33 protein-coding genes and 1 pseudogene are annotated in these 22,141 nt (G+C 72.4%); 19 read left to right on the forward strand and 15 right to left on the reverse strand.

The genetic code is table 11. The features are described from left to right. Window positions 1-111: 111 nt before the first annotated feature. Window positions 112-369: pseudogene (locus tag O7604_RS26090) on the forward strand (helix-turn-helix domain-containing protein); the annotation flags it as partial. Window positions 370-453: 84 nt separating this feature from the next. After that, a complete protein-coding gene (locus tag O7604_RS26095; protein ID WP_269706639.1) occupies window positions 454-1,059 on the forward strand; it encodes a YdeI/OmpD-associated family protein in 606 nt (201 codons plus the stop codon). A gap of 2 nt (window positions 1,060-1,061) precedes the next feature. On the opposite strand, the gene O7604_RS26100 is transcribed toward O7604_RS26095, so the two are convergent. Next, window positions 1,062-2,366: a low temperature requirement protein A gene (locus O7604_RS26100; RefSeq protein WP_281578089.1), complete on the reverse strand. Its 1,305-nt coding sequence runs from the start codon at window positions 2,364-2,366 to the stop codon at window positions 1,062-1,064. Then, on the reverse strand, window positions 2,363-3,238 hold the full coding sequence (locus O7604_RS26105; RefSeq protein WP_281578090.1) for an alpha/beta hydrolase: 876 nt from the start codon (window positions 3,236-3,238) through the stop codon (window positions 2,363-2,365). The genes O7604_RS26100 and O7604_RS26105 overlap by 4 nt, the downstream gene beginning before the upstream one ends. 115 nt (window positions 3,239-3,353) lie before the next feature. On the opposite strand from O7604_RS26105, the gene O7604_RS26110 reads away from it, so the two are divergent. Then, window positions 3,354-3,578, forward strand: a complete 225-nt coding sequence (locus tag O7604_RS26110) for a hypothetical protein (protein ID WP_281578091.1) — start codon at window positions 3,354-3,356, stop codon at window positions 3,576-3,578. Between the two features lie 40 nt (window positions 3,579-3,618). Here O7604_RS26110 and O7604_RS26115 read toward each other — a convergent pair whose 3' ends face one another. Then, entirely contained in the window at window positions 3,619-4,056 is a 438-nt protein-coding gene (locus O7604_RS26115; protein WP_281578092.1) for a MarR family transcriptional regulator, read from the reverse strand. Window positions 4,057-4,168: 112 nt separating this feature from the next. Between O7604_RS26115 and O7604_RS26120 the strand changes: the two genes are divergently transcribed. From O7604_RS26120 to O7604_RS26145, 6 genes are read left to right on the forward strand one after another with little or no spacing between them, the layout of a single operon-like run. After that, window positions 4,169-4,945 (forward strand): hypothetical protein, encoded by a 777-nt coding sequence (locus O7604_RS26120; protein WP_269706645.1) that lies wholly within the window; start codon window positions 4,169-4,171, stop codon window positions 4,943-4,945. A gap of 41 nt (window positions 4,946-4,986) precedes the next feature. Beyond that, window positions 4,987-5,730 (forward strand): class I SAM-dependent methyltransferase, encoded by a 744-nt coding sequence (locus O7604_RS26125; protein WP_269706646.1) that lies wholly within the window; start codon window positions 4,987-4,989, stop codon window positions 5,728-5,730. Between the two features lie 53 nt (window positions 5,731-5,783). Further along, the gene (locus tag O7604_RS26130; protein WP_269706647.1) at window positions 5,784-6,281 is read left to right on the forward strand and encodes a YcxB family protein; all 498 of its coding nucleotides are present in this window, start codon (window positions 5,784-5,786) and stop codon (window positions 6,279-6,281) included. 41 nt (window positions 6,282-6,322) lie between these two features. Then, window positions 6,323-6,643: a PadR family transcriptional regulator gene (locus tag O7604_RS26135; protein WP_269707106.1), complete on the forward strand. Its 321-nt coding sequence runs from the start codon at window positions 6,323-6,325 to the stop codon at window positions 6,641-6,643. Between the two features lie 32 nt (window positions 6,644-6,675). Further along, complete coding sequence (locus O7604_RS26140) at window positions 6,676-7,545, forward strand: hypothetical protein (RefSeq protein WP_281578093.1); 870 nt, start codon at window positions 6,676-6,678, stop codon at window positions 7,543-7,545. Further along, window positions 7,503-7,736 carry a hypothetical protein gene (locus O7604_RS26145; protein WP_281578094.1) on the forward strand — a complete coding sequence of 78 codons (234 nt, stop codon included), beginning with the start codon at window positions 7,503-7,505 and terminating at the stop codon, window positions 7,734-7,736. Before O7604_RS26140 ends, O7604_RS26145 begins: the two co-directional genes overlap by 43 nt. A gap of 12 nt (window positions 7,737-7,748) precedes the next feature. Here O7604_RS26145 and O7604_RS26150 read toward each other — a convergent pair whose 3' ends face one another. After that, window positions 7,749-9,152: an alpha/beta hydrolase gene (locus tag O7604_RS26150; protein ID WP_269706649.1), complete on the reverse strand. Its 1,404-nt coding sequence runs from the start codon at window positions 9,150-9,152 to the stop codon at window positions 7,749-7,751. A gap of 201 nt (window positions 9,153-9,353) precedes the next feature. Here O7604_RS26150 and O7604_RS26155 point away from each other — a divergent pair, with 201 nt between their 5' ends. From O7604_RS26155 to O7604_RS26165, 3 genes are read left to right on the forward strand one after another with little or no spacing between them, the layout of a single operon-like run. After that, window positions 9,354-9,548: a DNA-binding protein gene (locus tag O7604_RS26155; protein WP_269706650.1), complete on the forward strand. Its 195-nt coding sequence runs from the start codon at window positions 9,354-9,356 to the stop codon at window positions 9,546-9,548. Window positions 9,549-9,561: 13 nt separating this feature from the next. After that, window positions 9,562-9,939, forward strand: a complete 378-nt coding sequence (locus O7604_RS26160) for a VOC family protein (RefSeq protein WP_269706651.1) — start codon at window positions 9,562-9,564, stop codon at window positions 9,937-9,939. After that, window positions 9,936-10,331: a hypothetical protein gene (locus O7604_RS26165; RefSeq protein ID WP_269706652.1), complete on the forward strand. Its 396-nt coding sequence runs from the start codon at window positions 9,936-9,938 to the stop codon at window positions 10,329-10,331. Before O7604_RS26160 ends, O7604_RS26165 begins: the two co-directional genes overlap by 4 nt. A gap of 9 nt (window positions 10,332-10,340) precedes the next feature. Here O7604_RS26165 and O7604_RS26170 read toward each other — a convergent pair whose 3' ends face one another. The 3 genes from O7604_RS26170 to O7604_RS26180 all read right to left on the reverse strand — a co-directional run bounded on the left by O7604_RS26170 (window position 10,341) and on the right by O7604_RS26180 (window position 12,257). Further along, a complete protein-coding gene (locus O7604_RS26170) occupies window positions 10,341-10,739 on the reverse strand; it encodes a VOC family protein (RefSeq protein WP_269706653.1) in 399 nt (132 codons plus the stop codon). A gap of 9 nt (window positions 10,740-10,748) precedes the next feature. Further along, window positions 10,749-11,528 carry an alpha/beta hydrolase gene (locus O7604_RS26175; RefSeq protein ID WP_269706654.1) on the reverse strand — a complete coding sequence of 260 codons (780 nt, stop codon included), beginning with the start codon at window positions 11,526-11,528 and terminating at the stop codon, window positions 10,749-10,751. Between the two features lie 195 nt (window positions 11,529-11,723). Continuing rightward, window positions 11,724-12,257 (reverse strand): TetR/AcrR family transcriptional regulator, encoded by a 534-nt coding sequence (locus O7604_RS26180; protein ID WP_281578095.1) that lies wholly within the window; start codon window positions 12,255-12,257, stop codon window positions 11,724-11,726. 70 nt (window positions 12,258-12,327) lie between these two features. On the opposite strand from O7604_RS26180, the gene O7604_RS26185 reads away from it, so the two are divergent. Then, entirely contained in the window at window positions 12,328-12,732 is a 405-nt protein-coding gene (locus O7604_RS26185) for a nuclear transport factor 2 family protein (protein WP_269706656.1), read from the forward strand. A 20-nt stretch (window positions 12,733-12,752) separates the two neighbouring features. Here O7604_RS26185 and O7604_RS26190 read toward each other — a convergent pair whose 3' ends face one another. The 4 genes from O7604_RS26190 to O7604_RS26205 form a co-directional block, all read right to left on the reverse strand. Next, window positions 12,753-13,199 carry a hypothetical protein gene (locus tag O7604_RS26190; RefSeq protein ID WP_281578096.1) on the reverse strand — a complete coding sequence of 149 codons (447 nt, stop codon included), beginning with the start codon at window positions 13,197-13,199 and terminating at the stop codon, window positions 12,753-12,755. An 80-nt stretch (window positions 13,200-13,279) separates the two neighbouring features. Next, window positions 13,280-13,648: a YciI family protein gene (locus O7604_RS26195; RefSeq protein ID WP_091427285.1), complete on the reverse strand. Its 369-nt coding sequence runs from the start codon at window positions 13,646-13,648 to the stop codon at window positions 13,280-13,282. Between the two features lie 95 nt (window positions 13,649-13,743). Further along, window positions 13,744-14,442: a methyltransferase domain-containing protein gene (locus O7604_RS26200; protein WP_281578097.1), complete on the reverse strand. Its 699-nt coding sequence runs from the start codon at window positions 14,440-14,442 to the stop codon at window positions 13,744-13,746. Further along, window positions 14,439-15,296, reverse strand: coding sequence for a PhzF family phenazine biosynthesis isomerase (locus O7604_RS26205; protein WP_269706659.1), 858 nt, complete (start codon window positions 15,294-15,296; stop codon window positions 14,439-14,441). Before O7604_RS26205 ends, O7604_RS26200 begins: the two co-directional genes overlap by 4 nt. Before the next feature lie 100 nt (window positions 15,297-15,396). On the opposite strand from O7604_RS26205, the gene O7604_RS26210 reads away from it, so the two are divergent. Beyond that, window positions 15,397-15,864, forward strand: coding sequence for an SAM-dependent methyltransferase (locus O7604_RS26210; protein WP_281578098.1), 468 nt, complete (start codon window positions 15,397-15,399; stop codon window positions 15,862-15,864). Window positions 15,865-15,879: 15 nt separating this feature from the next. Here O7604_RS26210 and O7604_RS26215 read toward each other — a convergent pair whose 3' ends face one another. After that, on the reverse strand, window positions 15,880-16,677 hold the full coding sequence (locus O7604_RS26215) for an SDR family NAD(P)-dependent oxidoreductase (protein ID WP_281578099.1): 798 nt from the start codon (window positions 16,675-16,677) through the stop codon (window positions 15,880-15,882). A gap of 99 nt (window positions 16,678-16,776) precedes the next feature. Between O7604_RS26215 and O7604_RS26220 the strand changes: the two genes are divergently transcribed. After that, a complete protein-coding gene (locus O7604_RS26220; RefSeq protein WP_281578100.1) occupies window positions 16,777-17,181 on the forward strand; it encodes a helix-turn-helix domain-containing protein in 405 nt (134 codons plus the stop codon). 58 nt (window positions 17,182-17,239) lie between these two features. Then, window positions 17,240-17,758, forward strand: a complete 519-nt coding sequence (locus O7604_RS26225) for a DinB family protein (protein ID WP_281578101.1) — start codon at window positions 17,240-17,242, stop codon at window positions 17,756-17,758. Between the two features lie 9 nt (window positions 17,759-17,767). Here O7604_RS26225 and O7604_RS26230 read toward each other — a convergent pair whose 3' ends face one another. Continuing rightward, window positions 17,768-18,145: a hypothetical protein gene (locus O7604_RS26230; protein WP_281580003.1), complete on the reverse strand. Its 378-nt coding sequence runs from the start codon at window positions 18,143-18,145 to the stop codon at window positions 17,768-17,770. A 111-nt stretch (window positions 18,146-18,256) separates the two neighbouring features. Here O7604_RS26230 and O7604_RS26235 point away from each other — a divergent pair, with 111 nt between their 5' ends. After that, complete coding sequence (locus O7604_RS26235; RefSeq protein ID WP_281578102.1) at window positions 18,257-18,958, forward strand: hypothetical protein; 702 nt, start codon at window positions 18,257-18,259, stop codon at window positions 18,956-18,958. On the opposite strand, the gene O7604_RS26240 is transcribed toward O7604_RS26235, so the two are convergent. Beyond that, window positions 18,959-19,474, reverse strand: coding sequence for a hypothetical protein (locus O7604_RS26240; RefSeq protein ID WP_281578103.1), 516 nt, complete (start codon window positions 19,472-19,474; stop codon window positions 18,959-18,961). A 117-nt stretch (window positions 19,475-19,591) separates the two neighbouring features. Further along, window positions 19,592-19,906 (reverse strand): GNAT family N-acetyltransferase, encoded by a 315-nt coding sequence (locus O7604_RS26245; RefSeq protein WP_281578104.1) that lies wholly within the window; start codon window positions 19,904-19,906, stop codon window positions 19,592-19,594. Between the two features lie 715 nt (window positions 19,907-20,621). Here O7604_RS26245 and O7604_RS26250 point away from each other — a divergent pair. After that, window positions 20,622-21,584: a hypothetical protein gene (locus O7604_RS26250; RefSeq protein ID WP_281578105.1), complete on the forward strand. Its 963-nt coding sequence runs from the start codon at window positions 20,622-20,624 to the stop codon at window positions 21,582-21,584. 44 nt (window positions 21,585-21,628) lie between these two features. Beyond that, window positions 21,629-22,120, forward strand: coding sequence for a DinB family protein (locus O7604_RS26255; RefSeq protein WP_281578106.1), 492 nt, complete (start codon window positions 21,629-21,631; stop codon window positions 22,118-22,120). The last annotated feature ends 21 nt before the right edge of the window (window positions 22,121-22,141 follow it).

The raw sequence follows: 22,141 nt of genomic DNA on the forward strand, positions 1-22,141 counted from the left end.
CGCTAGAGCGCCGGATGCCGGTTACCGCAACGGTACCGGCGTTACGCTCGGGCGGTGACGCCGCTCGATCCGGACATGTTCGATCCCGCGTGCCCGTCGCGGGTGATGCCGATGCGGATCGGCGACAAGTGGACCGCGATGGTGGTGCTGTGCCTGGAGCACGGGCCGCGCCGGTTCACCGAGTTGCGGGTGCCGCTGCGCACGGTCACGCCGAAGGTGCTGGCCGAGACGCTGCGGGCGATGGAACGCGACGGGCTGGTCACGCGGACCGCCTACGACGAGAACCCGCCGCGCGTGGAGTACGCGCTGACGCCGCTGGGCCGCAGCCTGCTGACGCTGGTCGCGGCCGTCCGGTCGTGGAGCGAGGCGCACCTGGACGAGCTGCTGACGGCCCGGAAGTTGCACGAGCGGCGGGCAGCGCCGATGTCGTACCCCCGGCATAGCCTGCGGTTCATGGGAACCGCCGAGCTGGACGAGCTGATCGTGCCCGACGCGGAAGGGCTGCGCTCGTGGTTGTCCGCCCACCACGACACGTCGCCCGGCGTCTGGCTCGCCCTGACCCGCAAGGGCGGCACGCTCACCACGCTGACCTGGCAGCAGGCGGTCGACGAGGCGTTGTGCTTCGGCTGGATCGACGGGCAGGCCCGCAAGCGCGACCACGAGAGCTCCTGGATCCGGTTCACCCCGCGCCGGGCCCGCAGCGCCTGGTCGCAACGCAACGTCGCCAACGTGGCCCGGCTGGAGGAACAGGGGCGGATGACGCCGGCGGGCCGGGCCGCGGTGGAGGCCGCGAAGGCGGACGGCCGATGGGCGGCGGCCTACGCGCCGCCGTCGGAGGCCGAGGTGCCGGCCGACCTGCTCGCCGCCATCGCGGCCGAGCCCGCCGCCCAGGCCATGTTCGACGTGCTCACCAGCGCCAACAGGTTCGCGCTCATCCACCGGCTCAATGCCGTCAAGCGCGCGGAGACCCGCACGCGCAAGATCGGCGAGTTCGTCGCCATGCTGGCCCGCCACGAGACGTTCCACCCGCAGAAGGCGAAGCCGCCGCGCACGTCGTGACGTCAGCCCCGGTCGAGCGCCCGCATCGTGTGCCGGTAGCCGACCGTCTCGTGCCCGGCCACCTCGACGATCCCCGACAAGGCGACCAGCGCGATGGCGGCGACGAGCGCGGTCAGGCTGGCCCGGTCGTCCGGATGGACCGGCCCGGTGGCGCCGAGCACGGACGGGACGGCGACGGCGGCCGCGAGCGGCACGAGCGACGCCACCAGCAGCGGCACGTGCGTCAGGTCGTAGGAGTGCAGGAGCACGCTCCACGTCACGAAGATCATGACGAGCAGCGCGGCCATCGGCACCGCGAGCGAGAGCGCCACCTGGAGCGCGGAGAGTTTCTCCTCCTCGACGGCGCTGGTCGCGACGCGCAGTCCGGCGCCCACCGCAGCGATGGCGCCGAAGATCGGCAGGTGCGCGTAGCGCCACGCGAACGCGCGAGCAGGCCACCGTTCCAGGACGGGCCGGGAGGGCACGAGGAAGTACGCCCACCAGAGCGTGGCGGCGAGCACGAGCCCGGACGCGATGATCACGACGGCGGCGACGCTCCACCCCTGTTCCCGGATCAGCGCCCCGACGGCGGCGGTCGTGGCGGCGACCACCTCCCCGAGCGTGATCAGCGTCAGGAGGCTGAACCGTTCGGCCAGGTGACCGGCGTTCCACGGTGGGCTGCCGAGCCGCCGCTCCGTCACCACCGGCGCGGCCATCTCGGCCAGGGCCAGCAGCACGAGCGCGGCGACGACCACGCCGACCGGCAGCGGGAGGATCGCGGACAGCAGCCACCCGACCTGCGCGACGGCGATCGTGACCGCGTACGCGACGGTGGTCCGGCGGTGCGCGGGGTCCTGGCGGGCGGCGCGCAGCCACAGCCCGATGATGGGTACGCGCATGACGATGTAGCCGACGACCAGCAGCAGGTTGTTCGGGCTGCCGCCCTCGGCGGTGGCGTCGAAGCTCACCGGCAGCCCGAAGATGAGGATGACGACGCCGAGCATCTGCACGAGCGTCGCGCCACGGAACAACGCGTCGTCGTTGTCGTACGCCGAGGAGAACCAGGTGAAGTTGATCCATGCCCACGTCACCGCGAAGATCGCGAACGCGTAGGCGCCGAGCGCCGCTCCCACGTGCCCGTCGCCGATGCCGTGGGCGAGCTGGTCGGCGGCGGCCCCGAACGCGACGACGTACGTCAGGTCGTACAGCAGCTCCAGCGGTGTGGTGGCGCGGCCCTTCTCGCCGGGGTCGCGGCCGGTCATCGGCCGCAGCCGGTGGTACAGCTCGTGTTTCAGCCGCGGGCCCAGGTCAGCGGCTTCCCGGCTCACGAGTGGTCCCGGACGAACGCACGCATCAGGGCGGAGCACTCGGCCGCGTGCGTCTCCAGCAGCAGATGGCCGCCGTCGAGGAGGTGCGCGTCCATCCGGTCCAGCACACGGTGGTACGCGAGCACCTCGTCCACGTCGAAGTACGCGTCGTGCCGGCCCCACAGCACGAGCGCCGGCGGCTGGCAGGCGCGGTGGTAGGCGGCGATCTCGCCGAACCGGGCGACGTGGGTGGCGTAATCGGTGAACAGCGCGAACTGCGCCTCGACGTTGCCGGGCCGGGTCATCCGCTCCCAGTCCAGGTGCCACGCCTCAGGTGCCTGCAGCGGGCGTACGTGCGCGGGCAGCCCGGCGAGGTACTGGTCCCGGGTGCCGTCGAAGGTCAGCCAGTCCGGCAGCGCAGCGCGGGTGGCGTCGCCCGGGTCGGCCCAGTACGCCCGCGCGGTGTCCCACTGCGCGCCGAGCCCGTCGGCGTGTGCGTTGCCGTTCTGCACGATCAGGCCGCGGATCCGTTCCGGGGCACGCAGGGCCAGGTGGTAGCCGACGGGCGCGCCGAAGTCGTGCAGGTAGACGAAGAAGCGGTCCACGCCGAGCAGGGTGAGCAGGCGCTCGACGGTCCACGACAGGTTCTCGAATGTGTAGTCGTACTCGGCGACGGTGGGCGACGACGACATGCCGAAGCCCGGCAGGTCGGGCGCGAGCACGTACGCGACCTCGGCGAGTGTGGGCATGACCTCGCGGAACGTGTGCGACGAGCTGGGGAAGCCGTGCAGCAGCAGCACCGCCGGGTCGCCGGGGCGTCCGGCCTCGCGGAAGAACACCTCCAGGCCGTCGACGTCGGCGTGCCGGTGGCGGATCTTCTGACTGGCGCGCATCACCTCATCCTGGCGGCCCGGCCGCGCCCGTACGGCCGTTTCCGGCAGCAGCGACGACCGGCGGGGCTGACCCGGGCGTACGCTCGAACGAACCGACGGTGGGAGGTCGCCCGCGATGATCCCGGTGCTGATCCTGTTCGGGCTTGTCCTGGGGCGCTGGTGGCGGTCGTCGCTCGTCGCCGCGGCGCTGGGCTGGCCGGTCCTGCTGGTCGCGACCGGCGTGATGGACGTCGGCGCCGGGCTGCTCGGCGCGGCCGTGCTCGCCGTCGCGAACACCGGTGCCGGCGTGCTGCTCCATCAGGGAGCCCTCCTGGCGATCCGGCAGCTTCGGGCGTCCTGAGGCGGGTCCCTGCGCTACACGGTGCCGCCGGTGTTCCGGATCATCCGCCGGAGCACTTTGAGGGTGGTGACGTAGTCGGCGTCGTCGACGCCGTCGTGGATGCGGGCCCGGATCCCGGCGCGTGCTGCTTGAGGCGGAGCCGGGCGGCCTCCCCCGCCTCGGTGATCCGCAGCCGGCCGTCCGCGCCGCGGGTCAGCCAGCCGCGTTCCCGCAGCACCTCCGCCTCGGCGTCCAGGTCGTCCTCGGCCCGCAGGTACGAGCGCATCGCGTGCCGCAGCTCGGGAACGGACAGTCCGCCGCCGCCGGGCAGGAGGTCGTTCGGGGACAGGTTGCGCAGGAGCCAGAACTGGGGCTGGGTGAAGCCGTGCGCGGCGTGCTGGGACCGGGTGAAGGCGATGAGCGATTCGTATGCGACGCCCGTCCAGTAGGCGGCCGGCTGGCCCGCGAGTTCGGCGTCGGACAGGTGCGGCATCGTCATGGTGATCTACCTCCGGCGGTGGTCGGGTGAGCACGACGCTAGAACCTCAACCACGCTTCAGATCAAGCCGCGAGGGACATCGCGTTCCGGCCGGCCCGGGCATGATGAGCCGATGCGGGTAGCGATGGCGACCGACGCGGGGCATCCCGGCCGGGCCAATGAGGACTTCGCCGGCGCCGTACCGTGCGGGCTGGTCCTGGTCGACGGCGCGGGTGGCATCGCCGGCGCGGACGAGGTCTGTCACCACGGCATCGCCTGGTACGCGACCCGGCTCGGCGGTGCGTTGCTGGGCGCGCTGGCCGAGGAGCGGAGCCTGCGCGACGTGCTGGCCGAGGGCATCGAGCGGGTCACCGACCAGCACCGCGACACCTGCGATGTCGCGCATCCGATCAGCCCGTTCGCGGCGGTCGCGATGCTCCGGTTCTCCGGCGGCACCGTCGAGCACCTGGTCCTCGGCGACGCGGTGGCTGTCGTCGGCCGGGCGGGCGGTGAACCGCTCGTCGCCCACGATCCGCGTGAGGTGGTGATCGCGCGATCCTTCGAGGAGCGGCTGAAGGACGTGCCGAAGGGCGGCGACGAGTACCGGCGGCTGATGATGGAACTGCGATCCCGCCGCAACAGCCCTGGTGGCTTCTGGGTCGCGAAGGACGACCCGACGGTCGTGGACGAGGCGGTCACCGGCAGCGGCCCGGCGGACGACGTGACAGCGGCGGCGCTGCTCAGCAACGGCGCGAGCCGGCTCGTGGACACGTTCGGCCTGACCGACTGGCCGGGGCTGCTGCGCCTGCTGGACAGCGACGGTCCGGCCGAGGTCATCCACCGGGTCCGGCAGGCGGAGGCGCGCGAGGGTGTCGCCACCGACGACGCGACGATCGTCTGCCGCACCTGACCCGGCACGACAATCCGGCCGTGCTCGTGTTGACTGCGGCGATGGACCGTCAACGCCTGAGCAGCATCGCGCACTCGCACCACCCGATCGCGGCCCCGGTCTCCGGCGTGAACGTCAACCGGCTGCTGCGCCGGGCCGGTCGCCGGCCGGCGGCCCGCATCCTCGACCTGGGCTGCGGTGAGGCCGCCTGGGCGTTGCAGGCCCTCGCGCACCACCCGGACGGGCACGCCGACGGTGTGGACCTCAGCCCGTACGCGCTGGAGCGCGCTGCTGACGCCGCCGCCGTGCGGGGCCTCGCCGACCGGCTCACGCTGCACGAGCGCGACGCCCGGTCGTACGTGCCGGACGGCGACTACGACCTCGTGCTCTGCGTCGGGTCGACGCACGCGTTCGACGGGTTCGGCGGGACGCTGGAACTAGCCGGCCGGCACGTGAACGCCGACGGCATCCTGATGGTGGGCGAGGGATTCTGGCAGGTGCCGCCGACGCCGGAGGCACTGGCGGCGCTTGGCGCGAAGCCCGAGGACCACAGCGACCTCGCCGGTCTGGTCGCGTCCGCGGAGCAGGCCGGCTGGACCCCGGTGTACGCGCACGTCAGCGACGCCGCCGAGTGGGACGACTACGAGTGGTCGTGGACCGGTTCGCTGACCGAGTGGGCGCTGGACAACCCGGGTCACCCGGATGCCGCCGGGGCGCTCACCGCCGCCCGGGAGCACCGGGACCAGTGGCTACGCGGATACCGCGGCGTGCTGGGGTTCGTGACGCTGGTGCTGCGCCGCACCTGACCGGCCGCGCGGGTCCAGTCCGGTACAGGCGGGCGGGGCACTATCGTTCGGGCGTGCAGATCCGTTTCGCCGTACCGGCCGACCCCGCCTATCCGGCCCGCGTGGCCGCCGCGCTCGCCGCCGCCCGGCTGCGCCGGTTCGGCTACATCGGCGCGGTCCTCGCCGCGATCGGGGTGATCGGCTGGATCGTCTCACAGGCGTCGGAGCGGGGTGACCGCTTCGCGTCGCTGTGGACCGCGTTCATCGTGGCCGGCGTGCTGTCGATGCTGTACGCGCCGTGGGTGCGGTGGCGGGCACGGCGCCGGTCCGGCGGCTACGCGGTCGAGGGTGGCTACGACATCGACGACCGCAACATCATGATGCGCAGCGGTTCGGAGTCCGGCGGCATCGCCTGGGACGGCGTCGAGCGGGTCACCGAGACCCCGGATTTCTGGATCGTGTACGTGGGACGGATGCCCGCCACGGTGATCCCCCGGTGGCTGATGTCCGCCGAGGACGCCGGGCGGCTGCGCGCCTTCATGGTGGAGCGGCAACTGCTCGGCGACCGTTGACCATGTATTGATCGGCTGTATATGTTGCCCCGGTGACTGAGATGCGCGAGGCGACCTTCCTGATCCTGACCGCGCTGGCCGACGAGCCGCGCCACGGCTACGGGATCATCCAGGAGGTCGCCGGCCTGTCCGGCGGTCGCGTCAACCTGCTGCCGGGCACGCTCTACGCCGCCCTGGACCGGCTGGTCGCGCAGGGCCTCGTCGAACTCAGCCACGAAGAGGTGGTCGACGGCAGGCTGCGCCGGTACTACCGGCTGCGCGCCGACGGCCGGACCGAGCTGGCACGCCAGACCGAACGGCTGCGGCAGCTCGCCGCCGCCGGCGAGGCCCGGCTGCGCGCCCTGCGGCCCCGCACCGCCTGACCCCCGCCGTCGCGGCCCGTAGGGAGACACCGATGCACCGCTGGCTGCTGCTGGCCTACCCCCGTGACTACCGCCGCGCGCGCGGGGCCGAAATCCTGGAGACGGTACGGGACGTCGGCGCGGCCCACCGGCGTACCCGGGTCGCGGCGAATCTCGTACGCCATGGTCTGCGTGCCCGGCTGGGACGGCCGGCGAGCCGCGGCGTGGTGGCCTGGGCGTCGGTGTTCGCGGTGGTCTGCGGCTTGTTCGCCGCGTCGTTCGGCACCTGGCTCGCGTGGCTCGGCTCCCGCCCGCTCGACCACCGGGACCTCGCCGCCGTGGTCGGCCAGCTCTACCCGGACCGGCAGGTCAGCCACCTCGACCAGGACGACCCGCCCGCCGTGTTCCTCATCTACGGCCACCCGCTGAACGAGGACCTCCTGTCCGAGCTGCTGCTCGGCGACGGCGGCGAGTACGCGCTGGCCGAGCTGACCGCGTCGTTCGACCAGACGCCGGCGGGCGGCCTCACCGACCTGCGGCAGCGCCTGGACGCCGCCGGCTGGGAGCAGAGCGAGCCCGTCCGGTCCGACGCGTACGGCTGCGCCCCCGGCAGTCCGCGCTGCGACCCGGCGTCCATCCCCTCCGACGTCACCGTGTACGCCGAGCGCGGCGACCACATCCTCGCCGTGGAGCTCACCGCGGACGGCTCGATGAGCCTCGCCCTCAGCCGCGCCACCCCCGGCGCCGCCTACCCGCCGGTCTGCTCGCCTTCGCACTGGGCGCGGTCGGCGGCTGGACGCTGTTCGGCTGGGCCAGCCGCCGCACCGAGGGACGGCGGTCGCTGGTGCAGGGGCCGGCGAAGGTCCTGTACGGCGTCGCGATGGTGTTCTGGGCCGCGCCGATCCTGCTCGGCGCGCCGCTGATGCTGACGCACCACCTGGGCGAGCCGCACCCGCGCTGGCACGTGCCGTGGGAGTGGCTCGGCCAGCCCGCCATGTCACTGCCGTTCCTGGTCGGCACGGTCCTGCTGCTGCTCGCGCTGGGCCTGGCGGCGCTGCCGCGCCGGCGGCCGGCGGGCCGTGCGCTCGCCGGGGCGTCGGGACCGGCTGTCTAGCAGCCCGCCGGGTCATGCCGGGCATCGCGCGCCAGGGGCCGGCAACGTCAGGTCGACGAGGTATCTGTCCACCACCGCCTCCGCGCAGTCGTTGCGCTGGTAAGTGCCGTGGCCCCAGCCCTCGTACGTGACCAGACGCCCGTGCCGGCCGAGCTGCCGGGCGACGTTCACCGCCCAGGCGTAGCCGGTGCGGGGATCGTGCCGGGCGTTGAGCAGCAGCAGCCGCGTGCGGGTGTGCACATTCAGCGCGTGCGGCGGGTTGCGGACCGGGGACGGCCAGCCCAGGCAGGTCTGCACGGCCAGCAGACCGGCGCCGTACCGGACGTCCGGTGCGACGGCCACGGCGTCGCGGACCAAGCCGGCGTAGTCGGCGTAGTCGCGCACCCGCGCCGGCCAGTCCGCGCAGAACGCCGCGACCGAGAGCGGGAAGTTCACAGCCGGTGGCGGCGTGCCGGCGTCCATGTCCCGCACGATCGCGGCCAGTTGCGGCCAGCGCGGGCCGGCGAGCAGGCCGAGTGCCACGGCGGTGACGTCGAAGGGGGTACGGGGGGCGTACTCGCCACGGTCCGCGCGGGCCAGCACCCGCGCCCACACCGACCGTACGTCCCGTTCGTGGAGCACACAGTCCGCGGACCTGTCGCACCAGGAGACGAACTCGTCGAACGAGTCCTGCAACGTGGCGGCCTGCGTCCGCACGAAGGACCGCACGTCGAGGCTGTGGTCGAACACGCCCTCCAGCACGACCGCCCGCACGTGGCCGGGATACCGCTCGGCGTACTGCTGGCCCAGGAGCGTGCCGTACGAGCTTCCGTGGAAGGACAGCCGCCGCTCCCCCAGCGCCCGCCGCAGGGCGTCGAGGTCGCGGACGGTGCTGAGCGTGTCGGCGTGGTCGTACACCGGGCTGGTCGGGCGGCACCTGCTCCACAGGGCCTGGTTGTAGGCCACCGCGGCGTCGAAGTCCGCCGGACCGGTCAACGGGACGGGCGGCTTGCGCAGCACCGGATCCGGCGTGCAGGCGGGCGCGGCGGTGCGGGCGACCGTACGCGGATCGAAACTGACCAGGTCGAACCGGTCCAGCAGTTCGTCACTGAACCGGTCGCCCTTGCGGATGCGTTCCACCCCCGAGTCGCCGGGGCCGCCCGGCCCGAACACCAGCGTGCCCACCCGGTGCTCCGGCACGCGCGCGGATCGGCGCGCCACGGCGAGTTCGAACGTCGGGCCGTCCGGCCGGGCCCAGTCCACCGGCAGGCGCAGCCGGGCGCACCGCACCCGCTCATCCGGTGGGACGTCCGGCAGATCGTCGGCGCACTCGCCCCAGACGAGGCGCGGTGGCGGGAGCCCGGCGTGCGCCGCGCCGGGTAGTCCCGCCAGGACGGTGATCACGGCCAGAGCGACGGCCACGGTACGTCGGTACACGGCACCTCCCCGTTGTGGATGCCAGTCGATTCTTCAGCGGCGGCCCACCCGAGTCCCATACGGAAACGCCCCGAGATGCCCCTCGGGTCTTCTCCCCGAGTCCGCCCTGAAGGCCACATGAGCAGAGACCAGTTCCCGTCCAGGGCGGCCGGGCGCTCGCCGGGGCATCGGACCGGGCTGCCGGCGGTCTAGCATCGGGCGATGACGTCGTCCCTGGACAGTCTGCCGAAGATCAGCGCGCCGGCCATGCGGGCGCTGACCGCCGCCGGCTACACCACGCTGCGCCGCCTCGCCGGTGTGCCGCGCGCGGAACTGGCCCGCCTGCACGGCATGGGACCCAAGGCGCTGGGCATCATCGAGGCCGCCCTCGCCGAACACGACCTGCGGCTGAGCTGACGAGGTGATCGCGATGCCACTCGGCCGGCTCCACCACCTGATCGTCGACTGCCCGGATCCGATAGCCGAGGCACGGTTCTGGAGCGCCGTCCTCGGCGACCCGATCACGTACGCGGACGACGACTTCGCCGTCGTATCGGCCAGCACGGCGGCGTCCGGGCTGGCGTTCCAGCGCGCCCCCGATCTGGCGCCGTCGACATGGCCGGATCCGGCGGTGCCGCAGCAGATGCATCTGGACGTCATGGTCGACAACCAGGACGCGGCGGGCGCGGCGGTGCTCGCGCTCGGGGCACGGCGGCTGCCGGGCGACCACGTGTACGCCGACCCGGCGGGCCACCCGTTCTGCCTGATCCGGCGGCCCACCTGGGCGTCGCCGGTGGGGTCCGCGTGACCGGGGACCAGCACGTGCGCCGGGTCCGCCCCTACCACTGGGGTGCCGTCTATTTCCGGGACGCGGACTGCGAGGAGGAGTTCGACATCGACTTCCACGACGGCGACGGCCCGGTGTTCGCCACTACGCACCACGTCGCCGTGTCGGTGGTCCACGCCGCCATGGCGGACGTGGGAGAGGCCGACGTCACGCTCGACATCCGGGTGAGGCCGGGGCGGGTGGCGACGCATCCGTACGAGGCGACGCTGGACGTCCCCTCCGGGCGGCTCTACGTCGGCGACGCCGACGGCGACGACGAGATCGAGTTGGCGCCGGGCCGCTGGCTGTTGCAGTTCGCCGTGGACGACGCGACGGAGGCCCGCAACGTCGAGCTGGTCATGTCACCGCTGTGACCTGACCCGTTACGGCGTCTCCTGGTAGGAGATGAACTCCAGCAGGCTCCCGTCCGGGTCGCGGAAGTAGACGCTGGTCCCGGCGCCACCGGCACCGACCCGCCGGACCGGTCCCGTCTCCACCTCGACGTCGTGCCGCCGCAGGTGCGCCACCGCCTCCTCGATCGGCCCCGCCCAGACGAAGCAGATGTCGCTGTTGCCCGGACGGACGGGGATCCGGGCCAGGTTGCCGCCGAGGTCGAGACCCGGCCCGTGCACGCTCAACTGGTTCGTACCGATCCGGAAGGCGACGCGGTCGCCGCCGACGCCGATCACCTCGGCGCCGACGACGTCGCGATAGAAGTCGGTGGCGGCCCGCCAGTCGGACACGGCGATGACGACGTGGTCCAGTCCGGTTACGGGCGCCATGCGATCACCCTATTGGCCGGGCGGCGTCCCCTCCCCCGGATCCGCCGAGGTCGTCGCCGCCTTCAGGTGCCGGACGAAGAACCGGTTCGCGGCGTCCCCCTCGAACCACGGGACGCCGGTGTGCCCACCCATGTTGGCGTGCAGCGTCTTCTCCGTGGAGGCGAAGGCGTCGAACAGGTCCAGCGCCATCTGTCGGTCGTTGCCCTCGTCGTCCCACTGCAGCAGGACGTGCAGCGGAATGGTGACCCGCCGGGCGTCCTCGACGATGGCGCGCGGCACGAAGCTCCCGGCGAACAGGAGCGCGGCCACGATGCGCGGTTCGACCACCGCCAGCCGTACGCCGATCGAGATCACCCCGCCGGCGTACCCGATCGGGCCGCCGACCTCGGGCAGCGCGAGGAGCGCGTCCAGCGCGGCCCGGCACTCCGGGACCGCCTTCTCCACCAGCGGCAGGACGAGCCGGTCGACCACCTCGTCGGCAACCGGCTCACCGGCTGCCAGGGCCCGGCGCAGGTCGGCGCGGGCCTGCTCGGCGGCGGCGGACGCGGGCCGGTCGCCGCCGCCGGGCAGTTCGACGGTGGCGGCGGCGAAGCCCTGCTCGACGCAGCCCCGCGCCCGGGCCGCCAGGCGGGGATACATCCGGCGCAGTCCGCCGGGGTGGCCGAGCAGGATCAGCGGGTCCGGCTCGGGCGCGGGTGCGGGCGTCCACAGGATGCCGGGGATCTCGCCGAGGGTGAACTCGCGTTCGCGGACGCCGTCGGCGAGGTGTTGGTCGGAGGTGAAGCGCATGGTCGTGCCTTTCGGGAGTGCGACGGCGCTCCCGGACGACCTATCGCCCGGCCGTGACCCCCGAGGGGAGCACCCATGTCGAAACTGCGGTCACGGGTACCACCTCCCTCGTCCTCCGGCACGGCCACCGGCAAGCTAACAGCGCTCGCCAGGGCGGGCCAACCGTTTTATCGCGGCGTGATCCGCGCCGGGCCGTCAGCCGCGCTCGAAGCCGGCGAAGACGACAGCCAGCGTCCGGGCTTGCAGGTGCTCGTCCCATCCGCCGTGCAGCGCGCCCTGGCACATGCCGGTGAGCAGCGCCATCACCTCGGGGAGCCGTACCGAGTCGGCGACGGTTCCGGCGGCCTGGGCCTGTTCCAGCAGCCGGCCCACCGCCTCCTCCAGGTGACCTACCGCGTCCGGAAGCCGGATGTCCACCCCGGATGCGGCGAGCAGTTCGACTGCCGTCTTCTTCGCGGCGGCCTGCGCCACCGTGTGTCTGAAGAACCCGAGGAGGTCGTGTCTTCCCGCCTCCTCGGTGAGCTGCGCGAGCAGTCGCTTCATGAGCGCGGCGAGCAGGTCCTCCTTGGTGGGGAAATGACGGAAGACCGTGCCGATGGCAACACCGGCACGGCGGGCCACCTCCTCGGTGGAGGCGCGGGCGCCGAACTCGGCGAAGACCGCCTCGGCGGCGTCCAGGATGCGTGCGCGGTTGCGTTGCGCGTCGGCGCGCAGGGGCGGACCCTCCACCAAAGTGAGTCTCCACTCATTATTCTCGGGGACACAAGTCGAGTCATGACTCATTATTGCGGAGGCCGGCGTGACACCACAGCAGATCTTCGAGAGCATGCGTGCCAGGTGGTTGGCGAACCTGCCCACCTTCGAGGCGGATTCGCTGGCCGACGACGTGGTGGTCGAGACGCCCTTCGCCGCGCCCGGCCACCCGACGCGCACCGAGGGAAAGCAGCCCGTTCTCGAGTACACGCGTGCGGGCCGGGCGTCCTTCCCGGTGCGGTTCGACGACTGCCGTGGCGTGGTCGTACACGAGACCGCTGATCCCGAGGTGATCGTGGTCGAGTACGAACTCGTCGGCACACACACGGTGACCGGGGTGACCGCCTCCGCGCCGTTCATCGGGGTGTTGCGGACCCGGGACGGCAAGCTGGCCCACTGGCGCGAGTATCAGCACACACTCGCCATCGCCGGGGCCGCCGGCCCGGCATGAGCCGGCATCAGCGCCGCGGCTCAGGTGGTCGGTGTCGACGACGGGGCGAACGGCCACGGCTGCGGCCCGAACAGCGCCGTGCACGCGGACAGGAGCCCGCGCTGCGCCTCGGCCATACGCGCGTCGACCGGGCCGGTGTCCTCGTTCGGGTCGTTGCGGACGAACATGTCCCCGGATTCCTTCGCCGCCACCGCGAGTCGCTGGCCGGCCTCCCGTACGCCCGGGTCGGTCGCCTTCGCCGCACGCAGGGCGATCGACGTGTTCGAGGTGAACTTGACGTCCTGCTGCTCGATCACCCGGGCCACCATGTTGCACGCCCCGGCGGCGAACTTGTCCGTGGGCGCCGTCGAACCGGCCTGCGGAGCGGCGGACGACGACGGTGCTGTGGAGGACGACGGCGCGGGGTCCGCGGGTGCGCACGCGGAGACGACGAACAACAGGGACAGCGCGGCGAGTTCACGTTTCACCGCACGAGGCTAGCGATCATGGTGGGCGCGACCTCCGTCCGGGTGCCGCGCCCACCGTTGTCGCGTCGACATCGGACCTGTCAGCGGCCCGCCGCGCGGAGCATCGCCTCCGTCTCGGGGTCGGGCATGATCTCCCGGACCTCCTGGGCGCAGCGGCACGAGACGGCGATCTTGGCGGCCCACTTCAGCGCCTCGTCGCGTGAGGACACGTCGAGGACCACGAACCCGCCGATGACCTCCTTGGTCTCCGGGAACGGCCCGTCGGTGACCACCCCGTCCGTACCCACGATGCTGGCCTGCTGGCGTTCGAGCCCGGTGCCGTACACGAACACGCCCGCATTCACCGCCTCCTGGATGACCGCGTGCGCGTCCTTGCCCACCTGGGGGATCTCCTCCGCGGGGATGTGGTCCATCGCGCCGTCGTTGAACGAGATCAGGTACCGCGGCATGCCATGACTCCCTTTGTCCGGGCGGCCGGTCCGGCCGCCTCTCACCCGTCCTACGAACGAGCCGACCCGGATCCGACGTTATGCGCCGCTCGGATTCAGTGCGCTTCGAGAACGAAGAAGATGAAGCAGAGGAACGCCGTACGGCCGTCGAGTTCCGGGGGCAGCAGCTCGCGCGGCGTGTCGGGCGAGAACGGCGGTTCGCTGATCACCGAGAGCCGGAAACCCGCGCCGGTGAACGCCGCCGTCATCGCGTGCAGCGGCCGGCGCCAGTAGGTGAGCGTGGCGCGCTGCCCGTCGAAGTCGTACTCCTCGGACCAGCTCGCGACAGCGAAGTAGTCGGCGTCCGGGAACGCCACCTCGTACCCGATCGGATGGTTCACCGACACCAGGAGCCGGCCGCCGGGACGCAGCACACGGCGCAGCTCGGCCAGCGGCGCCGTCCAGTCCGCGAAGTAGTGCAGCACCAGCGAGACGATCACGTCGTCGAACGCGCCGTCGGCGAGCGGCAGCGGCGCGGCGAGGTCGGCCACCAGCAGCGTCGCGTCACCGCCCAGCCGCTTGCGGGCCAGCCCGACCATCGCCGCGCTGGCGTCGAACCCGGTCACGACGGCCCCGCGCGCGGCGAGCGCCTCGGACAGCGGACCGACGCCACAGCCCGCGTCGAGGATCCGCCGGCCCCGCACCTCACCGGCGAGTCCCAGCATCGCGGGCCGCTCGTAGTAGGCGTTGAACAGGCTGGACTCGTTCTCCGCCGCGTACCGCTCGGCGAAGCCATCGTAGTGGTCCGGCCTCACCGGACCGCCTCAGCGGGTGGAATGGGCACGGCGGTGCCGGTCACCGCGATCCCCGCGCCGTCCCCGGCGGGAATGCCGACGGTGAGCAGGCTCGGGCGGCCCATGTCCTCACCCTGCCGCACGGTCACAGTCGCGGGCGGCTGTACCAGGCCCAACTCCCGCAGGTAGCCACCGAACGCGGCGGCCGCCGCCCCGGTGGCGGCGTCCTCGACCACGCCGCCGGGCGGGAACGGGTTGCGCGCGTGGAACACCAGCGGAGACTCGCGGTGCACCAGGTCGATCGTCGTCCAGTCCCGCTCGGCCATCAGCGCGCTCAGCGCCGCCATGTCGTAGTCCAGGTCCGCCAGGCGCTGCCGGGTCGCGACGGCCACGATCGGATGCCAGGCCCCGGCGTACGCGACACGCGGCGGCAGCGTCGCGTCGAGATCGTCCGGCGACCAGCGCAACGCGGCGAGCAGCGCCGCCAGGTCGTCCGCGCCCAGCGGTACGGTGCGCGGCGCGACGCTGGTCAGCGTGGCGGTGGTGGTGCCGTCAGCCCGCACACTCGTGGCGACCTCGACCAGTCCGGGGCGGGTTTCCAGGTGCAGCACACCGGCGCCGTGCCGTTGCGCGTAGGCGACCGCGGACGCGATCGTCGCGTGGCCGCAGAACGGCACCTCCGCCTTCGGGCTGAAGTAGCGCACCGCGAACCGCCCGTCCCCGCCGGGCACGAGGAACGCCGTCTCGGAGTAACCGACCTGCGCCGCCACCTGCTGCATCTCCGCGTCGCCCGCCCCGGTGGCGTCCAGGACGACACCGGCCGGGTTGCCACCGGCGGGGTCGGCGGTGAACGCGGCGTATCGGAGAATGTCCATGATCATGAGCCTAGCGGCGGCGGTCCGGCCCGTGTGCCCCGTGACCGGCTCACGGCGAAGCGGGGCCCCGAGCCGAGGGACGCGGAACTAGTCTCCGGTCATGAGCGGCTTCGAGATCACTCCGATCGGCACGGTCCGCAACGACCGGACGGACATCCAGCACAGCGACAACTGGGGTGCGGTCCGCAGCACGATCGTCGTCGACGAACGCTTCGGCGAGGCGTGTCTGCAGGGCCTGGAGGAGTTCTCCCACGTGGAGGTCCTGTTCGTCTTCGACCGGTTCCCGGACGGGGGCGACTTCCGGGAGTCCCGCCCCTACCGTGGCCGGGCCGACCTGCCGCCGATGGGCGTGTTCGCCGGCCGCGGCCCTCGCCGGCCGAACCGCATCGGCGTCACGTGCTGCCGCATCGAGTCGGTCGACGGCCGCGAACTGACGGTGGTGGGCCTCGACGCCGTGGCCGGCACGCCCGTCATCGACCTGAAGCCGGTGCTGACGGAGTTCGTCCCCGCCGACGTCCGGCAGCCGGAGTGGGTGAGCAGCATGATGTCCGAGTACTTCCGGCCGTAGCGTCGGCGCGGCGCCTCACCGCAGGAGCCGCTCCGTGAGGTCCATCAACCGCTCGGCGTCACGGGGGTCGAGGGTCGGGAAACCGGGCGGAAGTCGCTTCCCCCGGTCGACGGCGGTCACCGGCGCGGTCGGCGGCGCGTCCAGGAACCGGTGGATCGGCGCCACCGCGTCCGCGACGGACCGGGCGGCGACCGCCGCCGCCACCGCGAGCAGCCCCCGTACCACGACCGGAAGCGCGCTACGGTCACCGCTCCTGGTGAACCCGGGATGGTAGAGCACGTATCGGGCTCGGCTACCGGACCGCTGGGCGAAGCCCACGCCGAGCAGGTCGTTGGCCCGACCGGCCTGCAACTGCGCGGCGACGGCCGAGTAGCCCGCCGTCATCTGGGGATCGGTCCAGCGCACCTCGCCTCTCGTGACCCCGACACCGGCGACGTTCACGATCACCGGCGCGGTCGCCCGGTCCAGGGCCGGACGCAGACCGAAACTGAGCAGGTAGCGACTGACGTAGTAGAGCGCGAACGTACGCTCCAGTCCCTCCACCGTCTCGACGCGACGCGGCGCCACCGCATTGGCGAACAGCGCCAACGCGTCGACGACCTGATGCTCGCCGAGGATGTGCGCGATGACCTGCCGCGTCTCGGCCATGCTGGACAGATCGACGGGAACGAAGGTGATCAGGCCGCCGGCCATCGCCTCGCCCCGTGCACGGCTGCGGCCGAGCACCAGGACGCGGTCGCCACGTTCGGCCCGTCCCAGGGCGAACGCACGTCCCATCCCGTTCGTGCCGCCACTGACCACCACGACACCCACGTCGCCCCCTTATCGTCTTGCACATCGGCCTGCCTCATCCTGGGCAGCAGGTCGGCGGAGGCGAAAGAAGGCACTTTCATGTCCACAGGTCACACCGATGTGAGTGCCTCGCTGCGCGATCATCGGCTGCCGATGCCGGTTCCGGCCGGCGAGTACGATCGCTGCCCGGTCACCGGCGTGCTGCGGCGGGTGAGCGACAAGTGGACGCTGTTGCTGATCACCCTGCTCGGCCGGCATCCGCACCGGTTCAACGAGTTGCACCGGGCCGTCGAGGGCATCAGCCCGCGCATGCTCACCCGGACACTGCGCGCGCTGGAAGGCGACGGCCTGGTCGAACGTGAGGTGTTTCCGACGGTGCCGCCGAGCGTCGAGTACCGGCTGACGCCGCTCGGTGTCAGCCTGCTGGGGCCGCTTTCCGCGCTGGCCGACTGGGCGGTCGCTCACCATGCCGAGATCGTCGCGGCACGTCAGCCCGTGGACCCGGTGAGCGTGCCCGAGCGGTGAGGCACCGGTCCGGCGTTTGTCCGCCGGGCGGTGGGCGCCGATCTGGAATGCTTCGTCCATGCCGTCCTTTCCGCCCACCTTCTCCGCCGGGATCGTCGCGCAGCCGATCCAGGCCCAGCTCGAGGCGTTTCTCGAAGAACACCGCGACGCGCTCGACCGCTGCCTGGACGGACTGACCGAGGAACAGGCGCGCCGGTCGTTGGTGGCCTCCCGCACCACGCTGCTGGGTCTGGTGAAACACGCGACCTTCGTCGAGAAGGTCTGGTTCGACGAGGCCGTCACCGGCCGGTCGCGCACCGAGATCGGCATCCCCGAGCGGTCGGAGGACTCGTTCCTCCTCGACGACGGCGACACGATCGCCGGCGTCCGGCAGGCGTACCGCGACGCCTCACGCCGGGCGACCGCCACGCGGGGTCTGGACGACATGCTCACCGGGCACCGGCGGGGCCCGCTTCCGCTGCGCTGGGTGTATCTCCACGTCCTGCGCGAACTCGCCCAGCACTGCGGGCACGCGGACATCCTCCGGGAGCAGATCCTCGACGGACAGCGGGTGGCCGACGACGGCTCGTCGTCGTAACGGCCGGCGTCACGCGCCGGCGCCCTCGCCGGGTTCACCGGTGAGCGAGCCGGGGGCACGCATCCGCCACGCGTCGGTGACCAGTTCCGTCAGGCGCTCGACGCCGACGTGCGCCAGCCGCAGCATGACCAGGGGCAACCCGTCGTACGCGGGGGTGGTGAAGAAGAGGTCGGGCTCGCCGAGGAGCAGCGCCTGCTTCTCCGCCTCGTCGCCCACGTACAGCACGGCGATGTCGGTGCGGATGCGCCGCGGCTTCCCGGGCATGCGCTCGGGATAGGACCAGACGAACCCCTTGCCGGCGACCCGGAAGTCGAAGCCGTCACTGTCGATCTCGACCACGTCGGGCAGCGACAACGCCACCCGGCGGACGTCGTCCGCGTCAACCACGACGGTCACCCCGGAACACCGCCCTGCGCACCGGCACAGCGTAGCCGCCGCGCTGCCCCGCGGCGGGTAGGCCGTCAACCCCCGGCGGAACGCGGATGGCAAGCTGCCCTGATGCGTGCGGAGCCGGCCGGTGACTACTCCTGGCTTTTCGACCTGGTGGCGGCCGACCCGGGCGCGCGCCACCGGGCGCTTGCCCGTCACCAGGCAACTCTCGTCGCGGCGAGCGACGCGCTGGACGAATGGAACGGCCTGTGGTCGGCGCACTACCGGTCGAGGTCCAGTCAGGCTCGGCTCCGAGCGGCGATGGACAGGGCGCACGCCCGCCTCTACCGGCTTCGGGGGCAGACGATCTACGGTCCTCTCGACGCCTTCCGGGACTCCCCGGACGACGACCTCGACAGACGCGCCCGGTGGGCACCGTACGCCGCCCTGTACCTCCGATGGGAGACGGACCATCCCGGCGAGTGGGGCGCGCGGGAGTCGTCGATGTGGTCCCGCTGGTCGACGAAGGAGACGCTCCTGCACCGATTCCGTCGGGCCGGTGTCCCGGAAGGCGTCGAGCCGCAGCTCGCCGAGCTGACTCTCGCGGCACTGCGGCGCCCGTACCGGTGCAAGGACTGGATGTACGCGAGCCTGGTCCGTCATTTCCACGGTCCGCTGTTCTTCCACGAGGTGGAGGCACTGACGTCCGCCGACGATGCCCTGGTTCGGCTCCGGGCGCAGTTCGTCCTCCACGTAGCCGAGCACCCGGAGCGGAACGTCACCCGGGTTTCCTGGCGCCGCTGGCTGGACGCGAACCGGCTGACCGTTTGATCACCTGGCACGCCGCGCGACCGCACCGCCGTACAGCTGGACACGGTGGTCGGCGTCGTGGTCCGGCTCGCCGTACGCGAAAGGCGCCGCCGTGCCGTGACTGACGTGCACCAGCCATTCCTCGTAGTACCAGCTCGGGCTGCACGCGCACCCGGTGAACCGGAAGTTGGCCCGGTAACGGCCGACCTGCCCCGGCTCGAGCGTGAACAGTCGCGCCGACGCCGACGGGCGCGGGTACGCCGCCGACCCGGGTAACCGGTCCACGACGATCGACGCCCGGTCGTGCCCGAGCCACAGTCCGACCTCGCGGGCCAGGGCGACGCCTCCGGCGCGTACCCCCTCTCGGTGCCGGTAGCCGACCTCCTGGTCGGCGAGCACGTCGTGGACGACCACCTCGGCGGCCGGCAGCGGCCCGGGCAGCGGCATCGCCCGGACGAGCCCGCGGCGGGCGTTCGCCGCGGGCGCACCGCGGGCGGCGGCGGTCCACCGGACGCGGACCCGTTGAATGAGGATCACCGCCCAGGTGTACCCGGAGCGCACGGCGGCCGCCAGCCGACAAGGGCTCCCGAGCCGGCGTGCCGCCGCGGTTCGGGCCTCGGTCGTCGAACGTCAGCCCGGGCGCCTCGCCGACGCTCAGTCCATCGCGATGTAGAGCCGTTGGCCGCCGGGCCGGTAGCCGACGCGCTGGTAGACCCGCCACGAGTCCTCGCCGCCGGCCTCCAGCCAGGCGACCTCCGTACCGGCGTGGAACAGCCGCCGGGTGACGTCGGCGGTGATCGCGGACGCCAGTCCCCGGCGGCGGTGGGGCGCGCGAACGGCGATGCCGGCCACCTCGCTGACCGCGCCGACGGGCGCTGCCGCACCGCCTCCGCCCGCGCAGCCACCGTCCTCGGTGACGGCCGTGACGACCACGCCGCCGGCGTCCTGCTGACGCCGCAGGCGAGCCACGTCGCCGCGGAGGCGACCGGATCAACGCCGAACGCCTCGTTCTGCACGCTGATCAGCGCGGCGCGCTGGGAATCGGTACCCGGTTCGCACAGGCGCAGATGGTCCGGCACTGGTGGGGACGCCAGCGTGTCCGGCGCGCAGACCAGGTAGGTGTGCCGGGCTTCCACGGTGAAGCCGGCGGCGGTCAGCAGCCCCTCCAGATCGGGGACGCAACTGGTGACGTACTCCAGGCGGGGTTTGCGGTCGGCGGCGTGGAACGCCGCGACCAGGGCGGCGACGTCGGCCGCGGTGACGGCGGCGCCGGGGCGCGGCGTCGCGTAGTTGATGTACGGGCTGGTCGTCGTCGGGTCCAGCCCGATCACGAACGGCCCCACCTCGACCGGCGCGGGCCGGCGGGACAGGTTGACGACGACTGATTGTTGGATGCGGGCATCCATGCTCAACGTGAGACCTCGATGCATGAGAGGAACTGCGACGGGCGGAGGAGACGTCGGACCGCTCCAACGTGCCGCGGCCGCATGACGGTCATCCGTCGTGCGGTCGACACTCAGGCGGCCGCTCGGCCTACCCGGATCACAGGCGTCATTCCCTCATGCAGAGTCGCCACGCGGTGCGCGTGGCCGACCACAACCTTGCCCTTCCGGCCCGGACGTGTCAATCGCGTACGGAACGATCTCGCTTGTGGAAGGACATCGCGGCGGGGCATCCTCGTGCGGTGGAATGGACGGACGACCTGACGGTGCGCGTCGCTCGGGGAACATCGGTACCCGCCCTTGTCCGCTATCTCCGTGCGGCTGAGAAGGAGGGGACGCGCCGTCGAGATGTCCTTGCCGTCCTGACCGAACGGTTCGCGCTGCCGTTCGACGATGCGCGGCTCGCGATGGACCGCGTCGGGGGTGGAGTGGTTCGTGCCGCGTCCGGCAACCCCGCGAACGAGCCGGACCCGGTCAGGGACCCGCTGGCGTGGACCTCGTACCGGCTCGAGCTCGGACTGGCAGTCGACGACGGGGACCCCGGTCCGTCGCCCGAGGAACGGGCGGCGGCGCAGGCTCTCCTGGAAGGGGCCAGGCGTGGTGAGCCCACGCGTGGCACCGAAGACGTCGCCGTGGCGCTCGAGGTCGCGCGGCTGGCCGTCGGATCGCGGGAGAGGGATCGGATTCGCTTCCATCTCCTCCTCGAAGCAGCGACGGCACTGTCGGTCGCCGCGGAAGCATGCATCGCTCGACTCGGGCAGCAGCCCTGTGCCGCGGAGGGTTCCCAGGAGTGGGTCGACGGTGTCGCGCTCGCCGCGGCCGCCCGTGCGGTCACCGCGCAGTTCGCTGCCCAGCCCGACCCGGAGTTCGAGGAGCGTGGCCTCGACCTGGTGGGGCGCATCGTCACCGGCCTGCTGGGCCAATGTCACGCCTTCGTCGGCCGAGCGATGATCGAGTCGGCGCGCTGCTCCCTGCGTAACGGCGACCCGGACCGGGCCGCCGACCGCGCCGAGGCGGTGGTAGCCGACTTCGCGGTTCTCCTCGATCGATTCGAGGTCGACGTTCCCGTCGACGAGGACATCGTGGCCTTGGAGCACCTACGGGCGGCCATCGACCTCCTCACCGAGGTGCACGGCCGTTCCGCCGAACTCGACGCCCTTCGCGACCGGACCGAGCGACTACTGGCCGGCTCGTCGATCGACTGAATGATCGCGGCGAAACTGTCGGTGCCGGCGGCTAGGCTGCGCGCGTGACGGAAGTCGATATGGAGAAGGCCGCGCTGTGTGAGTTCCTCGAGTACCAGCGCGTCAGCATCCGGGCCATCCTGGCGGATCTGGACCTGGCCTCGCTGCGAACGCCGGTCCTGCCCTCGGGATGGTCGCCGCTCGGGCTGGTGGATCACCTCGGGCACGCGGAGCGCCACTGGTTCCAGGAGGTCTTCCGTGGTTCGGTGGAGCCGTTGCCCTGGCCGGACGAGAACACGCCCCTGCGGACGACCCGATCGCCGTCCGAGGTCTTCGGTTTCTATCGCGACCAGTGCGACATCTCCGACGCGATCATCGCCGCGGCCCCGTTGTCGGCGGCTCCCGCCGGCCGGCATCCGGACGAGACACTGGCGTCGCAGACCACCGACCTTCGACGGATCATTCTGCACGTCATCGAGGAGACCGCCCGGCACGCCGGTCACCTGGACGCCGTACGCGAGCTGATCGACGGGCGCACCGGGCTGGGCCCACGCTGAACCGGGCGGTACCGCTGGACC

Origin of the sequence: Micromonospora sp. WMMA1947 (assembly GCF_027497355.1) — a bacterium.
GTDB lineage: Bacteria > Actinomycetota > Actinomycetes > Mycobacteriales > Micromonosporaceae > Micromonospora.